General features: G+C 31.3%; 12 protein-coding genes and 1 riboswitch. Of the genes, 6 read left to right on the forward strand and 6 right to left on the reverse strand.

From position 1 onward, the window contains the following. Positions 1 to 269, reverse strand: a 269-nt coding sequence (locus I6U51_RS22290) for a Glu/Leu/Phe/Val dehydrogenase dimerization domain-containing protein (RefSeq protein WP_281396527.1), incomplete at its 3' end; no start/stop codon positions are given. Between the two features lie 453 nt (positions 270 to 722). Here I6U51_RS22290 and I6U51_RS22295 point away from each other — a divergent pair. Both I6U51_RS22295 and I6U51_RS22300 read left to right on the forward strand, forming a co-directional pair. Next, a complete protein-coding gene (locus tag I6U51_RS22295) occupies positions 723 to 1,181 on the forward strand; it encodes an Lrp/AsnC family transcriptional regulator (protein ID WP_178910673.1) in 459 nt (152 codons plus the stop codon). Positions 1,182 to 1,261: 80 nt separating this feature from the next. Further along, complete coding sequence (locus I6U51_RS22300) at positions 1,262 to 2,455, forward strand: pyridoxal phosphate-dependent aminotransferase (RefSeq protein ID WP_211144762.1); 1,194 nt, start codon at positions 1,262 to 1,264, stop codon at positions 2,453 to 2,455. Positions 2,456 to 2,559: 104 nt separating this feature from the next. Here the strand turns inward: I6U51_RS22300 and I6U51_RS22305 are convergent, their stop codons facing one another. Continuing rightward, the gene (locus I6U51_RS22305; RefSeq protein ID WP_211144763.1) at positions 2,560 to 3,120 is read right to left on the reverse strand and encodes a hypothetical protein; all 561 of its coding nucleotides are present in this window, start codon (positions 3,118 to 3,120) and stop codon (positions 2,560 to 2,562) included. A 214-nt stretch (positions 3,121 to 3,334) separates the two neighbouring features. After that, a riboswitch (glycine riboswitch) is annotated at positions 3,335 to 3,434 on the reverse strand. 292 nt (positions 3,435 to 3,726) lie between these two features. Between I6U51_RS22305 and I6U51_RS22310 the strand changes: the two genes are divergently transcribed. Next, positions 3,727 to 7,860, forward strand: a complete 4,134-nt coding sequence (locus I6U51_RS22310; RefSeq protein WP_211144789.1) for a 5'-nucleotidase C-terminal domain-containing protein — start codon at positions 3,727 to 3,729, stop codon at positions 7,858 to 7,860. Between the two features lie 438 nt (positions 7,861 to 8,298). Here I6U51_RS22310 and I6U51_RS22315 read toward each other — a convergent pair whose 3' ends face one another. Then, positions 8,299 to 8,481: a hypothetical protein gene (locus tag I6U51_RS22315; protein ID WP_211144764.1), complete on the reverse strand. Its 183-nt coding sequence runs from the start codon at positions 8,479 to 8,481 to the stop codon at positions 8,299 to 8,301. A gap of 582 nt (positions 8,482 to 9,063) precedes the next feature. Between I6U51_RS22315 and yaaA the strand changes: the two genes are divergently transcribed. From yaaA to I6U51_RS22330, 3 genes are all read left to right on the forward strand, one after another. After that, positions 9,064 to 9,840, forward strand: coding sequence for a peroxide stress protein YaaA (gene yaaA / locus I6U51_RS22320; RefSeq protein ID WP_211144765.1), 777 nt, complete (start codon positions 9,064 to 9,066; stop codon positions 9,838 to 9,840). 30 nt (positions 9,841 to 9,870) lie between these two features. Next, a complete protein-coding gene (locus I6U51_RS22325; protein WP_211144766.1) occupies positions 9,871 to 11,019 on the forward strand; it encodes a PucR family transcriptional regulator in 1,149 nt (382 codons plus the stop codon). A gap of 130 nt (positions 11,020 to 11,149) precedes the next feature. Beyond that, positions 11,150 to 12,052, forward strand: coding sequence for a DMT family transporter (locus I6U51_RS22330; RefSeq protein WP_211144767.1), 903 nt, complete (start codon positions 11,150 to 11,152; stop codon positions 12,050 to 12,052). Positions 12,053 to 12,096: 44 nt separating this feature from the next. Here I6U51_RS22330 and I6U51_RS22335 read toward each other — a convergent pair whose 3' ends face one another. From I6U51_RS22335 to I6U51_RS22345, 3 genes are read right to left on the reverse strand one after another with little or no spacing between them, the layout of a single operon-like run. Next, positions 12,097 to 13,221 (reverse strand): GerAB/ArcD/ProY family transporter, encoded by a 1,125-nt coding sequence (locus I6U51_RS22335; protein ID WP_211144768.1) that lies wholly within the window; start codon positions 13,219 to 13,221, stop codon positions 12,097 to 12,099. 16 nt (positions 13,222 to 13,237) lie between these two features. Then, the gene (locus I6U51_RS22340; protein ID WP_211144769.1) at positions 13,238 to 14,401 is read right to left on the reverse strand and encodes a Ger(x)C family spore germination protein; all 1,164 of its coding nucleotides are present in this window, start codon (positions 14,399 to 14,401) and stop codon (positions 13,238 to 13,240) included. Continuing rightward, a complete protein-coding gene (locus tag I6U51_RS22345) occupies positions 14,398 to 15,999 on the reverse strand; it encodes a spore germination protein (protein WP_211144770.1) in 1,602 nt (533 codons plus the stop codon). Before I6U51_RS22345 ends, I6U51_RS22340 begins: the two co-directional genes overlap by 4 nt. Between the last annotated feature and the right edge of the window lie 317 nt (positions 16,000 to 16,316).

The following is a 16,316-nucleotide window of genomic DNA, read 5'->3' on the forward strand; positions in this document are numbered from 1 at the left end:
GCTCCGTTGAATTGTACTCTGAATCCACGGTTAACTTGTACGTTTCCGTTGTCGTCTGTCCATGGAACTTTGAACATGATTTGTCTTTCTGGTTCACAGAATCTTTCTAAAAGGTTTTCATCGATGTACTCAGGATGTTTTTCAAGTACTGGTCCTAGAGAACCTAAAACTTCTTCAATTGTTTGTAGGAATTCTGGTTCACTACCATTTCTTTTCTTAACGTTTTCAATAACTCCATTAATGTAAGCTGTTACTCTTTCTTTTGTCATTTTATGATACCCCCAGACAAATTAATTTAAATTTTATTTAAAAATATCATTGGTTAATCGCTTACATTCATAATACTATAATTATTAGAAATTTTAAACTTATTTGTCTAAATTCAATAATAATTAATGCATAAATAAATTTATCCTTAAATTTATTGGTGCAAACAATGGACAAACATAGTTTGATTTAAAAAATTAAGGCTGTTTTAACAAAGTCTTAAAATTTTAAATGAATAATGCAAAAAATGTTAAAAAAATAACAAATGAAATCGTTATAATACCTTAAATTTTGTAGACTTTTAGTGGCGTTTAATTGTATAATATTAATCGATTTAAGATAATATTATAAAATTCATTAAAAATTATGTATTTTAATTATTATTATTTTAATATTTAAATATATATACTATAATCAGAACGAATAATTAATTGTTCAACTAGAGAGGTGTGTCCATGGATAGTTTAGATGTGAAAATATTAAAGTTATTGGAAAATAACGCAAGAGTTACAGCTTCAGAAATCAGCAGTAAAATTAATTTATCTATACCAGCGGTAAGTGATAGGTTAAAAAAGCTTGATGCATCTGGTGTAATAGAAAAGTATACTGTAATTATTAATGCTAAAAAATTAAATAGAAATCTTACAGTAATTATGTTTATTAGTTTAGAATCACCTAAATACACTAACAAGTTTTTAGAAGCAGTTCAGAGAGAAGAAGAGATTTTAGAGTGTCATTATCTTGCAGGAGATTATGATTATGCGTTAAAAATCATTACAGAAAACACTGAAACTCTTGAAAAACTTCTTAATAAAATAAAAGGCTTAAATGGAATTAGCAAAACAAAGACCACAGTTTCTTTATCTACAATTAAAAATAATTATTCTGTAATGCCATCGGAAGAGGACTATTAAAAGAATATTTGTTTAAGGATTCCAAGTTTTTAATATTTAGTAAGGTTTATAAATACTATGATGAAAAGGTGGGATTATTAATGAAATTTTCTAAAAGAATATTAGATATGCAATTTTCTCCAATACGCAAACTTGCACCTTATGCAGAAATTGCGAAAGAAAAGGGAGTTGAGGTATATCATTTAAATATTGGACAACCAGATATAGTAACTCCAGATTGTTTCTTTAATGCTGTTAAAGAGTATGAGGAGAGGGTACTTAAGTATTCAGGTTCTCAAGGAATTGATAAATTAATTGAAAGCTTCATTAAATATTATAAAGGTTGGGGCATTGATTTTGAAAAGAAGGAGATACTAATTACAAATGGCGGCAGTGAAGCAATTATGTTTACCTTGATGGCAATTTGCGATGCTGGTGATGAAGTAATTATACCTGAACCTTTCTATACAAATTATAGTGGTTTTTCAGATGTAGCTGGTGTTAAAGTGGTTTCTTTTATGACAAAAGCAGAGAATGGATTTCATTTACCATCTAAGGATGAAATTGTTAGCAAAATAACAAATAAAACAAGAGGAATAATTGTTTCTAATCCTGGAAATCCAACAGGTGTTGTATATACATATGAAGAAATACGAATGCTAGCGGATATAGCAAAAGAGTATAATATTTATATAATTGCTGATGAAGTGTATAGAGAATTTGTTTATGATGGTTTAAAATATACATCTGCATTAACTATGACAGATGTTTTAGATAGAGTAATTTTAATTGATAGTATTTCAAAACGTTATAGTGCATGTGGAGCAAGAATTGGACTTGTTGCGTCCAAAAATAAGGATTTAATCAACCAGATATTAAAGTTATGTCAATCTAGACTCTGTGTACCTACTTTAGAGCAAATTGCAGCAGCAAATCTAATAAATACTCCAGAAAGTTATTTTTATGGAGTAAAGGCTGAGTATGAAAACAGGCGTAATATCCTTTATAATGCACTATACAAAATTCCAGGAATTATATGTGACAAGCCAACTGGTGCATTTTATATAGTTGCAAAACTTCCAGTTAAGGATGCAGAGGACTTTGCTAAATGGATGCTTACAGATTTCTCTTACAATAATAAAACCGTCATGTTTGCTCCAGCTGAAGGTTTTTATGCTACACCAGGTTTAGGGAAAGATGAAGTTCGTTTCTCATACTGCATTAATTCAGATGAGTTAGAGGATGCAATAGATATCTTTGAAAGAGGATTAATACAGTATTTGAATATGCAGTAATACTTTTAAAGTTTAATATAGGTATATGAAACTCCTTAAATAAAATGACTGTTACGAATCCATTCGTAACAGTCATTTTTTATATAGGATTAAAGTCAAAAAGTTTAAAGCATACCATAATCAAGAACATATAAGTTGTTATTTTCATCGTAACCAAAGGAATTTACTTTACAATACTCATTTTGCAATTCAGGGACTTCCGTTACTAATAATTTTTTAAATTTCTCTAACACCGAAAAAAACTTCTCTTCATTTGCAAATTTTTTTCCTTTTTTAATATAACTATATATTGTCTCATCAGATTCAGTCCCAGTTTCTATAGGATTTAAGAGTTTATGAACTGTCAAATATAAAAACTTACTTTCATATATTGCATATACTGGGCATAATATTTCTTTAAACTTTTCAAGACGTTCATCTTCTGAAGTATATATTTTAAATTCATTAATGCATTGATCAGCTCCTACAGGTAAGGAAAAGCCTGTGGCATCTGATGAAGCCTTAATTATAAAATTATCTAATCGATATACGCAACGCATAGATCGTGCTATTATATTCTTTCTACTTAACTGTTTTAGTAAACTTCCCGCCATTCTCTTGTTTTGACCTAACTTCATACCATACTGATTTAAAAATTTTTCAACTTCATATAATTCCCTATCCATAAATCTTCCTCCCTTTACTTTAACATGAATTAAAGTATCAATTTTTATTAATTGGAATCCTTGCCTTCAATTAATTTTTTGCATAAAAATAAAGGCCATGAAGGCAAGTATAAGCTTACCCCACATGTCCTCTGTATTCTTTACCTGAGAGTTTAGATATAGAGATCTATATTTTACACCTTGGGTTCTGTATTTAAACAGATTTTCAGAGTTTCGTCATATAACGCTACTTTTACCTGAAAGTTTCTGATACAGTTGTGGTGCTATATCATTGCTCCTTCGGTTAACAAAATGTTATCTCACGCTATAATCATCCGAGCTATATTTAATTTTAATTCCTTAAATTCATTATACCATTGTATATTGAGAGTTTCAATCTATGGCATATTAAGAAAATATGAATTAGTATACCATAGGTATCCAAGCCAAGTACTTCTTATTAGAGGTATTTATAGGAGAGGCTTAGTTAAGGCATGTATCCTAGTTGAATATCTATAAAGAGAGATTAGATCAAAGCTCAGTTTACAAAAAATTCATAATGCTATATAATGGTTATACATCATTATATTTCTATTTTTTTGAAAAGGGGTGAATAATGTGTTGAAAATGCTTAGACACAAGAAACTGACAGCAAAGTTAATGACACTGTTTATGCTTTTTTCACTTCTAACGCCTGGTGCGTTTACGAATGTTAAAGCAGAAGCAGCAGCTAAAGCCTTCGACTTAATTGAAATTACTGACTTTCATGGGGCTTTAGAAGATTCTAGTACACCGGCGCTACCTGTTGGTGGAGTTCTTGCAAAGAACATAAAAGATATAAAAAATGCAAACCCAAACAGAACTTTGATTATAGGTGGAGGAGACCTTTACCAAGGTTCACCGATGTCTAATGTATTATTTGGAGTACCAGTTCAAAAACTTATGAGCAGCATTGGAATGGAAGTAACTGCTCTAGGAAATCATGAATTTGACTGGGGATTGGACAAGATTATAAACACTACAATGAAGGATGCAAAATACTCAATAATTTGTTCAAATCTTTATGACAAAAATAAAGGTACAAGAGTATTTGATCCATATAAAATTATTACTAAGGATGGAGTTAGAATAGCACTTATTGGCGCAATAACTACAGAAACTCCAAGTGCAGTTTTACCTGCTAATGTTGCTAACTACAAATTTACAGAACCAGCAGCAGAAATAAATGCTATTGCAAAGGATATAAAAGGTAGTAAAAGAGCTGACGTAATACTGGCTGTTATGCATGAAGGCAGTAATCAAGACAGTAAAACAGGGCCTGTATTTGATATAGCAGATAAGCTTTCTAATGTAGATGCAGTTATAGGAGGACATTCTCACACTGCTGTACAAGCTACAAGCAAAACAGGAATACCTGTTGTAATAGCTAAAGCTCAAGGAAAAGGCTTTACAGATTTAAAAATGAATGTAGATTCATCAGGAAAGGTATCTTTTACAAATGTAGAGTCAAGCTTTATAGCACTTGACAATAATAATTCTAATGGATATAAAGCTGCGAATCCTATTACTGATAGTGAAGCTTTAGCGATAGTAAATGATGCTAAAAGCCAAGTAGGACCTACTTTTAAAGAAATTATAGGAAATACAAAAACTGATTTAACAAGAATGCAGAATTCTAATCCTTTTGGAGAATCTTATCTTGGAAACTGGACTTCTGATGTTATAAAAACAAAGGGTCAAGCTGAGGTTGGATTCCAAAACAATGGGGGAATAAGAGTTGACGTACCAGCAGGAGATATAACTGTAGGAACAATGTTTTATTTGATGCCTTTTGACAATGAAGTTGTTACAGTTAATATGAATAAAGCCCAGTTGGTTAAAGTATTTGAACAAGCTGTAGCAGATAAAGGAAAGGGAATTCAATCTTCGGGACTTAAGGTTTCTTATGATATGGCCAAACCAAGCGGCAGTAGAGTAATAAGCCTAACTAGAGAAGATGGGAAAGCTATATCAGACAGTGAAACAATTAAGGTTGCTACTAATGACTTTTTAGGACAAGGTGGCGATGGTTTCGTAGTATTTAACGAGCCTTCCGTTAAGACAACTTTAAATAATACACATATACTTGTTAGGGATGCTTTAATTGAAAATGTAAAAGCTAACAAAGATATAGTTACAAACATGGATGGAAGACTTGTAGGAAATGGTGATGCAGCTATAACTGTAGTTGGTACATCAGACCTTCATGGAAATATACTACCAATTGATTATAGTAATATGCAACCGGCAAATCAAGGATTAGCAAAGGTTTCAACTTATGTAAAAGGCATTAGATATGCAAATCCTAATGTAATGCTTGTAGATTCAGGAGACACAATACAGGGAACTCCACTTTCATATTACTACGATAAGGTAGACACAACTTCAGAATATCCAATGATGAAAATAATGGGTGCAATGAAATATGATACATGGACTCTTGGAAACCACGAATTCAACTATGGTTTAACGGTTTTAAATAGGGTAATTAAAGATGCTCAAAAGGAAAATATAAATGTTTTATCAGCAAACACTTATAAAACTTCAGATGATTCAAATTTTGTAAAACCATATACTGTTAAAACATTTAAAGTAAATGGAAAAGATATAAAAGTAGGCATATTAGGTCTAACAACTAAATGCATACCTAACTGGGAGAATGCTTCAAACTATGAAGGTTTAAAATTTAATGACTTAGTAGATGAGGCTAAGAAATGGGTACCAGTATTAAGAGATACAGAAAAAGTCGACGTATTAGTGGCTACAATTCACAGTGGAGAAGAAAGCGCTAATGATACAATACCAGAGAATCAAATTAAAGCTGTGGCTAGTAGTGTGAATGGAATCGATGCTATAATATGTGGACATGCACATTCTAATATTGCGAGTGACCTTACTGTTAAAAATCCAAGTGGAAAAGTTGTTCCAATTACAGAGCCTGGCAAGTGGGCTCAAGCTGTTTCACAGATTGATATAAGTGTAAAAGCAGATGGAACTATAGGAACTGTTACTACAAAAACTGTAAAGATGGATGAAAAAATTGAAGCAGATCAGGATATATTAAAACTTGCTAAGCCTTATCAGGATGCAACTGTAAAGTATGTAGGAACTGTTATTGGAAGTTCTACAGGAGAATTCCCAGGTACAAATCAAACAACTGAGCCTACAGCTCTTATGGATTTAATAAACAAAGTGCAAATGGATGGAGCTAAAGCTCAATTATCTATAGCAGCACCTTTAAGCGCAAGTGCATATATACCAAAAGGAGATGTTACAATTCAAAGCATGATGGGAGTATATGTATTTGAGAACTTCTTATATGGAGTTAAAATGACAGGTGCTCAGCTTAAAAATTGGATGGAGTATTCTGTTAGATATTATAAGCAGGTATCAAATCCAGGTGATCAAATAGTTAAGGATTCAGTATTAAATATTCCAGACTATAATTTAGATCAATTATATGGAGCAACTTATGATATTGACTTAACACAACCAGCATGTACTGTTGATGCAAAAACAGGATTAGTTACATCTGGCAGCAGAATTAAAAACTTGAAAATCAATGGTGTGCCTGTAAAGGATACCGATGTATTCACAGTTGCAATAAACAATTACAGATACAATGGTGGAGGAGGCTTTATGAAAGCCGCAGGGCTAAAGCCAGGAGATCCTGCTATAACAACCTATGATTCAGCAAAAACACTAGGCGATGATGGACAAGTTAGAAATATGATGATTAAATACATTCAGGATAAAAAGACAATTACTCCAGATGTAGCAAACAATTGGAAGATAAGCACTACGCCAATACTTCCATTTACAGTGCAGAGCATTAAAGGTGCAGACAGATATGAAACTGCAGCAAATGTTTCAAAGAATGGATGGGATAAAGGTTCTGAATATGCCTTTATTGCAAATGGAGAGATATTTGCAGATGCTCTTTGTGCAGCACCACTTGCTAAAAAATACAATGCTCCAATACTTTTAACTAAGGCTAGTGAGCTTCCAGAAGCTACAAAGGCTGAATTAGAAAGGCTAGGAGTAAAACATGTAATAGTTTTAGGTGGAGAGTCAGTAGTATCAAAAAATATTGAAAATACTCTTCAAAATTCTTTAAAAGTAAAACCTGATATAAAAAGAATATCAGGATCAGACAGATTCGAAACTTCTGTAAATATAGCAAAGGAGCTTGGCACAAAAGATAGTGCAGTTATAGCAAATGGATACCAATATGCAGATGCCTTATCAATATCAGCTGTAGCAGCTGCAAAGGGAATACCAGTGCTTTTGACAGATAGAAATAAGCTTCCTGAAAGTGTAAATTCATATCTAGCTAAGAATAAGCCAGCTAATTCATATATAATTGGATTAGAAGGTTCTATAGACAAAGATGTTAAAGCCGTTGTAGATGCATCAGCATCAACTTCATCTATAAGATTAGGCGGAAATGATAGATATGAGACTAATATAAATATATTAAAACAATTTGAAAAAGACATTAACTTTAATAAAGTATATGTTGCTTTAGGAGATGGTCCTAAGGGAGATGAATTTGCAGATGCTCTAGCTGGTGCAGCACTAGCAGCAGAGGGCAGTTCTCCAGTAGTTCTAACTTATAAATCTGTTCCAAAGACTTCAGTAGATTACATGAAGAATAAACTTAACTCAAATAGTATTGTAATATTAATAGGAGGTCAGGCTGTTATACCAGCAGGCTTCTAAATCTATTAATCATAGACCATACTGCATTTAAATTAGCAGTATGGTCTATTTTTCTTTTGCATATAGGATTACAAGTCCGAAAATTGGCTTACACCCCGGGCTATGTTTCCAAGCTTCAGTCCGTTAAAAACTTTTAGTCAGTCTAAAGCTTATGTTTTAGACGACCTAAGAACTTAGATAAACTCGCTCTGCTCAGACAGTATCTAAGATTCTAAGGTTGTCTTAAAACACTTCACTAAGACTGACACAAAGTTTTTAAATCTACCTTCAGCTTTGGAAACATAGCCCTTTGTGTAAGCCAATTTTCCAGTTTGAAATCCTATAAAAGCAAAAGGACATGAAAGTAAGTTTAAGCTTACTTAGCATGTCCTTAGCTTTTTTAAATGAAAGTTGAAATATATTATGGTTGAGATGATACATATCTTAGACTTTAATAATTTAAGCTATAAAGCTATCATAATAAGAGCCAGAATCAATGATATCCTTTTCAACAATGTCTTTTATATTATAAAAATTAGCGAAAGAGTTTAAAAATTCTTCAGGAGACATACCAGATTTTTTTAGACAAGAATCTAAATCTTTTAGTAATTCCTCAGGAGTTTTAACTACAGTATTGTTCATAACATACACCTCACAATTGTAATATATACTATATAATATGCGTTAATCAACGAAAAAACACACATATTTAATTTTATTTTCATATATAGTATAACACTAATAAAAAATAATTCAATATGCGATTGCGAATTTTATATGTTATTTGACTAAAAAGGTTACAGCGGTATATAATATGAAAGTTGCTCGTGGTTGTAAATATATTGTAATTGTCTTAGCATTTTAAATACTTCTAATAAATCTATGTATTTAATTATGAGAAAATAGTAAAATTAAAATACAATATGAAGTGAAACTTGAATCAGATGGAGTTTCAACCCCACCTGATTCTTAGTTGAACGAATCCAGGGACGTAGCCCGCTCTTTACTCCCACTTTGAAGAAGATGGGAGTATTAGAGCGGATAGTCATCGGATAAATAAGAATTATATATAAATGCAGAAGAAGCTATCAAGCATATATAGAAGAAAATCTAAAGCAATATTTAATAAACAAGATATACTATTCCTAAATGAGGAATAAGTTTAGAAAATTAGTTTTCTATATATTTATTGAAAAGATAATGCACTGAAAGGAGTAATGAATAATGATTGTAGTATTATCTCCAGCAAAAACTTTGAATTATAATAAAAAAACTTTAGCTAATTTATATACGGAGCCAATATTTCAGAAAGAAGCTACTGAGCTAGTAAAGGAGCTTCAACAATATACTCCTCCAGAATTAAGTACATTAATGAAAATAAGTGATGATTTGGCAGAGTTAAATTTTAAAAGAAATCTAAGCTTTCAAATGAAATCTACTTTAGAAAATAGCAAACAGGCAATTTTAACTTTTCAAGGAACAGTTTATCAAGGAATGAGAGCTGATGAGTTCAGTGAAGATGAGCTGCAGTTTGCTCAGAATCATATAAGAATTCTTTCTGGTTTGTATGGCGTACTTAGACCGCTGGATTTGATTCAGCCACATAGACTAGAGATGGGGATTAAACTTAAAAATTCAAAAGGAAAAGATCTATATTCTTTCTGGAAAGATAAGATTACTAACTATTTAAATGAAGAAATTAATAAACATAATAATAAAATTTTAATTAATCTAGCATCTAATGAGTATTTTTCTGCAATTGATACAAAGAGTTTCGCAGGTAAAATTATTAATATAAGCTTTAAGGAATACAGATATGGTACATATAAAATTGTAGCTATTTACGCTAAAAGGGCAAGAGGTTTGATGTCCAGATATATTGCAGAAAATAAGGTTAATGATATTGAAATATTGAAAAACTTTGAAGAAGAAGGCTACTCTTATAATGAGGAGCTGTCTTCAGATAATGAATTTGTATTTACAAGACATGTAAGCATATAATTACGCGAGAAAGTTTTAGGAGGATTGTATATGTCTATAACTATACATGAGGCTTTAGAATTTGAGAGCTTTAAGGGATTTAAAATTATTGCCGGAAATAAGGGGCTTTCAAATAAAATTACTAACGTTGGAATTTTAGATTATGAAATGGGTGGTTTAATAGAAGAGAACTTCATTGAAGGAGAGTTTGTAATAAGTACACTAATGGTAATTAAAGATAACATTGAAGAATTGTACAAGATTGTAGAAAAAATGATTTCAGTAAAAATAAGTGGATTAGCAATTAAAAGTGTATACTTTAATACAATACCTGATGAAGTTATAGAACTAGCGGATAAGAACTTTTTCCCTATTATGATATTCAGTGATACATATTTTGAACACATAATTACAGAGGTTGCTAAAGCTATCGAGGACAGAAAAGAAAATGAGGCATTATCACTAAAGATAGACAATATTTTATACAGCAATCTAGATAATTTGATTATAAAAAAGATAGCTCATGAAATTAACAGAAATTTTAAAGAGAAGAATATAGTAGCCTTTTGTAAAAGGAAAGGTAAGGAAAAATTAATACACACAAAGATTTTCTTTAGTAAAGAGGATTATAAATCTTTAAATAAAATCATACCATATAAGGATGGATATATTTTTATTAATACCTTTGAAAAAATAAGTTCCAAAGAAGCTAAAAAACTTATAGTAAAAAGATTAGAGGAATGTGGAATTACTGCTAAAGAGTATATCATAGGAGTAAGTAGTTTGTATAAAAAACTAGGTGAATTGAATAATTCTATAAAAGAAAGTATGTACTCTTTTAAATATTCAATAGCCTATAAAAAGGATATTTCATTTTTTGATGAGATTGGAGTTAATAAAATCCTAATTCCTCTTATAGATAATCCATGGGTATTGAAATACTATAACGAAATTATAGAACCACTAATTGTTTATGATGAAAATAACGATACAGAACTATTAAGAACTGCAGTAAAGTATATTGAAAATAATGGAGATATTAAAACAACTGCCAAAGAATTATTTCAACATAGCAATACCATAAGATATAGAATAGAAAGGATAAATAAAATACTAAATGAAAATTATGATAACACACATTTTTATGAAGAGCTTGCAGTAGCTATAAGAATATATAATTTATTAAACAACATGTTGTAAAAATTACAAAAGGACCTATTGTAGAATTTAAAATCTTACAAAGCCAAAATCCCCTGAATTAGTATATTATATAAGTAGATTGAAGCAATAGAATATATTGCTTTTATTAATGTTAAGGGGGATCTTAGGAATGACAAAACAAGTTAAAGCAGACGCAGCATTATTATTTGTAACGGTAGGTTGGGGGACATCTTTTTGGTTAACGAAGAACTCCATATCTGAAATGCCAACTTATAATTTTTTGGCAATTAGGTTTATTATAGCCTTTATGATATCATCGCTTATTTTTATGAAGCATATGGTGAAAATAGGAAAAAAAGAGTTAAAGTATGGGACTATGATTGGAGCCCTATTATATTCTTCTTTTGCATTTCAGACTGTAGGGTTAAACTATACTACTGTTTCTAAATCAGCATTTATTACAGGGTTCAGTGTAGTTCTAGTACCAGTTTTTTCTGCAATTATGACCAAGACCAGACTAAATAGTAAAATATGCATAAGTGTAACCCTAGCTCTTGTAGGGCTTGCAATGCTTACACTAAATCAGGGAATTGCGGACATAAATATAGGTGATATATACACACTTATAAGTGCTGTTTTATATGCTTTTTATATTATATTTGTAGGCAAATATACTGCAAAGGTAGAATCTATATCATTTGCTATTATCCAAATAGGCATAGTTGGATTACTAAGTATGGTAACATCACTTTTTATAGAAAAGCCTATAATTCCTACAAGTTATAATATATGGGGAAGCATAATAATGTTGAGTGTAGTTTGTACAGCTGGTGCTTTTATTATTCAAAACGTAGCTCAGAAGTATACAACTGCAACACATACAGCATTGATTTATACAGCAGAACCAGTTTTTGCAGCTATATTTGCTTATATTGTTTCAGGAGAAACTTTAAGTTTAATAGGATTCTTTGGTGCTGTATTAATATTGTTAGGGACATTGATTTCAGAAATTGACTTTAAAATAGCGTTTAGTAAAAATAGTATTAAAGAGATGCCTGAAATAGATGTTTAAGAATAAAATAAATTTCAAATATAGAAGAACTGCAAGTGGATTTTTTAATTAATCTGCTTACAGTTCTTTTTTAGGTTATCTTTGCCTGATTCATCAAGATTTCTAATTACTGCTATAAGCCAAGTAATTGGAATCAGTATGCCTAATGGAAGTATTATAAAAGGGTTCTTTAAAAGATCTAAATTGATATGTTGAACAATATTTTTTGGTATCATAGCTAAGGCTGCATTAATAGCTACCATAGGTATAATTAATAGCTTATAATCTTTTAGATTTAACCACTGAGATAATCCTACAATTTCAGGATAGTAGAAAACTAATAATTCAATATAACTGGATAACATCCAAAGTATAATAAAAAATGCATCAAAGCCAGAAAGAAAATTAGCAATATCAATATAACGTGAAATGTAGTTTAAAGGACTTATAATTTTCATTGTCATATCAATACCAGTAAAACCTATTACCACAATTGATAAAAGCATTAAAAGTATTCCTGATATGGACATACCTATAAGCAGAGCTTTTTTGCTTTCCTTTATTATGTTCAAGCATGGAAGCCATAATGCCATGAAAAGTACTGGTTCTACAGCAAAGGGAAACAATACCACTTGACTTCTCAAAATTGGAATAAAACCATTTTCAAAAATAGGTAATATATTTGAGAAATTTTCATTTGTAAAATTAAGACATAAGATCGAAATTATTAAAATAATTATTATTGGCATAAATAATTCTGTTGTTCTCGCATATACCTCAAATCCATTTCGCATCACATAAATAACTAATAGAGACATTAAAATGTTCACTGCAATTGGTGGAGTGAAAGGAAGGTAGGGGCGCAGCGATTCTATAAGATCTCTCATAATTATTGGAGCCATAAGCCAGAAACCTAAAATATAATAAAGGCCAGCAAGCTTTCCTATGAATTTACCTAAAACTACAGGCAGATACTGAACAAAGGTCTTTTGGGGAAAACGGCGGCCTAAATTAATTAACAGTATCCCGTCTATTGCAGCAATAATGTATGCTAACAAAATTGACATCCAAGCATCTCTTCCTGAATAGTTAACTGCAGGTGAAGTTATAACCACAAAAATATCGCCTATGGCACCTGCAAGTACAAGCATTAAAGCCTGATGACCGGATATTTTTTCACTCTGAAACAAAGAACTTCAACTCCTTCTATGGGGTGATAGAATTAATTATCTTGCCCGTATTGCTTAGCTTCACTTCAACATTTACCTCTACTTCTATTTCAGGAAATACCTCATCCCATTTTGACTCAATATTTTTCCACTCACTAGGGAATTTCTTGTGGATTTTACTACCAAAGCCAACAATATCTGTTTTATATTCTTTTTGAATCTTTTGAAGAGATTCTTTAACTTCTTTTTTTATTTCAGCTGCAAATCCATCTTCAAGTGCTTTGATGCTTTCAGGTGAATTTATATCCACACCTTTATCGTTTTCACGTACTTCTCCTTCTTCCCAAATATCTAAAGATATCATTATTTTGCCATTTATCATTTTAGGATTTATTTTTACTTTTGATCTTACTATTTGTTCGCTTATATTTTCACTGGCGGTACCTGGGTAGCCTGATAGAAGAACTCCTTTACCAATTTCATTAGTTATCCACAAAAGTCCTCTAGTTTCATTCATATTAAGCCATCCAACTAGCTTATCTTTCTTAAAAACTCCGCATCCGTTATAGCCTATGTCAGCAGCACTTCCTTCCTTCGGATCTTCTATCTCTATTTGTGTAACCACAGGTGATGTTGTTTTGCTTGAAAGCTTCATCAAGAAGGTATGTAAAGTCTCTGTTGGAACAGTGGCTACATGATTGCTAATAGTTATAAGATTAACTATATAATCAGCTGATATTGATGTAGCCTCAACTTTTTTATGAAGAATATCTGAGGCCTTTCCTTTGCATACTAAAATCCAACCTCTGGAACGAAAATCGTAGGTTCTGAATATACCATCAATAAAGGAGTTAAGGCCTTCTCGTGCTAAATCCTCTCCAATGACATAAATCCTATTGTGTTGAAATTCAGGTGTTTTACTTGTTCTTTTGTTGTATTTTACCAACGAGTCTGTTATGGATTTTGCTGTTACCGAAACTACGTGAATATTACTTTTCTCACTTGCAGGCCTCAAGGGTGTAGATGCACGTTCAGGTATTATACTTTGAAATGTAACAATTATATTATTCTTTTCATCTCCTTTATCAACACCAATTGCAGTAACTATTTCTCTTTGATTAAGTTCAACTGAATCCCAACAGCCTGTTAGGCTTATGATAGATAAAATTAGCACTATTATAAAAATAAACTTCTTTTTCATTTTTGTTCATCACCAACCTTACCATTACTGGGATCAGGTTTAATATTATTACCAACACGCTCTGATTCTCTCCATCCTATAGAACTAGGTCTTGTTTTCATTAGCCACCAAGGAACTCTTATGATAAAATCCTTCATAGCTTTAAGATTAAAAGGCATAACTGGTGAGAAATATGGAACTCCAAAAGAACGTAAGGAAGCAAGATGAATGATCATTAATATGTAACTCCACATTATTCCGATTAATCCAAATGTACCTGCAGCTATCAACATTGGAAATTTTAATAATGTAATTGGATCAATCTGTGGTGGTAATAAAAAGCTCATCATACCACTTAAGGATATTATTATAATCATAAAAGGGCTTACTAACCCAGCATTAACTGCAACCTCTCCCATAATCAAAGCGCCTACTATACTTACTGCTTGACCTACGGCACGGGGCATACGGACTCCTGCTTCTCTGATTACTTCAAATATGCCTGCCATGAGAAATGCTTCTATAACAGCAGGAAAAGGGACTTTCTCTCTTGTTGTCGCCAATGTAAGCATAAGAGTCTGTGGTATAATGGAAGGATGAAAAGTTGTTATAGCAACAAAAATTGCAGGACCAAAAATAGTCATATGAAAGGCTATTAATCTTAACAGTCTAATCTGTGTTACTAAAAAAGGTGCAGAATAGTAATCTTCAGTTACCTGTAAACTTTCCACAAAAAGGAATGGCACAGTTAGTGCTATTGGTGTACCCTCTGTGAGAATACCAATCCTGCCTTCCAGTATTTTTGCTGCAAATTTGTCTGGTACTTCTGTATTACCAACTGTAGGAAATAGAGAAAATGGAGAATCTTTAATAAATTCTTCAATATACCCAGACTCAAGAATAGCATCAATGTCTATAGACTTTAATCTATTCCTTACCTCTTCTAGAATTTTAGCATTTGCAATACCTTTTAAATATACAATACATATTTTAGTTCTAGTTCTTTTGCCAGCCACCATCTCTTCTATTTTTAAATCAGGATTTTTTATTTTTCTTCTAACAAGTGATGTATTTACACTCATTGTTTCTGTAAAACTTTCACGAGGGCCCCTTACTGTATTTTCAGTTTGAGGTGGTTCAACACCCCTATGTTCCCAGGCTTGCGTTCCTAATTCCAGCGCAGTATCTTCTCCCTCTAGAAAAAGAACTGTATTACCGTTTAATATTCCATCTACAGTCTGCTCTATAGTAGATATTTTTCTTATCTTATTACTGCTTATTGCATAATTTTTAATGTTTTCTAAGTTAATATCATAATTAATAGGAATTTTGCGGATTTCCCACATTAAATTATCTAGTATATTTTTGCTTACTGCGCTTGTTTCGCTTAAGCCTTCCATGCTAACAACTAATGCTTTTATATTATTTTGACCTATTAAAAACTGGCGAATATTTATATCTATATCATTTTGAAAAATACTCTTGATTTTTTCGAAATTATCTTTAATATTTATAGAAATAGGAGTAGGGAGTGGTTCGTTGCTAATGGTCTCTTTACAATTTTTAGGGTCATTAATTATTTTAAAATACTTAAGTTTTCTTAAAAGTTTATCTAACATAGATATCACCTATTGAATTTATAAATTTATAATTATGTGTATTTAGTATTACCCATATTTTATATAAATATATTAATTTTTAATCGGTGTGCTAGTTGAATATACTAGCATTATTTGCAAACAGAAAAACTACAGTTCATCAATAGACTATCCAAAATAAGAAAATATGAGCCTATATCTTAAATTACGGTGTAAAATAAGATATAGGCTTGATTTTATCCGATCGCTACCATTGCTAACACTCCCATCTTTGCATGAAACTCCTTCTCCTATTGTCGAAGGAGTAAGCGATTCGCACTAAATCACAGATTTAGGCT

This window comes from Clostridium aciditolerans (genome assembly GCF_016316925.1).
Classification (GTDB): Bacteria; Bacillota; Clostridia; order Clostridiales; family Clostridiaceae; genus Clostridium_AM; species Clostridium_AM aciditolerans.

Coding starts and splice junctions, on each gene's coding strand:
- I6U51_RS22295 (WP_178910673.1), top strand. CDS start 723: ATGGATAGTTTAGATGTGAAAATATTAAAGTTATTGGAAAATAACGCA.
- I6U51_RS22300 (WP_211144762.1), top strand. CDS start 1,262: ATGAAATTTTCTAAAAGAATATTAGATATGCAATTTTCTCCAATACGC.
- I6U51_RS22305 (WP_211144763.1), bottom strand. CDS start 3,120: ATGGATAGGGAATTATATGAAGTTGAAAAATTTTTAAATCAGTATGGT.
- I6U51_RS22310 (WP_211144789.1), top strand. CDS start 3,727: ATGCTTAGACACAAGAAACTGACAGCAAAGTTAATGACACTGTTTATG.
- I6U51_RS22315 (WP_211144764.1), bottom strand. CDS start 8,481: ATGAACAATACTGTAGTTAAAACTCCTGAGGAATTACTAAAAGATTTA.
- yaaA (WP_211144765.1), top strand. CDS start 9,064: ATGATTGTAGTATTATCTCCAGCAAAAACTTTGAATTATAATAAAAAA.
- I6U51_RS22325 (WP_211144766.1), top strand. CDS start 9,871: ATGTCTATAACTATACATGAGGCTTTAGAATTTGAGAGCTTTAAGGGA.
- I6U51_RS22330 (WP_211144767.1), top strand. CDS start 11,150: ATGACAAAACAAGTTAAAGCAGACGCAGCATTATTATTTGTAACGGTA.
- I6U51_RS22340 (WP_211144769.1), bottom strand. CDS start 14,401: ATGAAAAAGAAGTTTATTTTTATAATAGTGCTAATTTTATCTATCATA.
- I6U51_RS22345 (WP_211144770.1), bottom strand. CDS start 15,999: ATGTTAGATAAACTTTTAAGAAAACTTAAGTATTTTAAAATAATTAAT.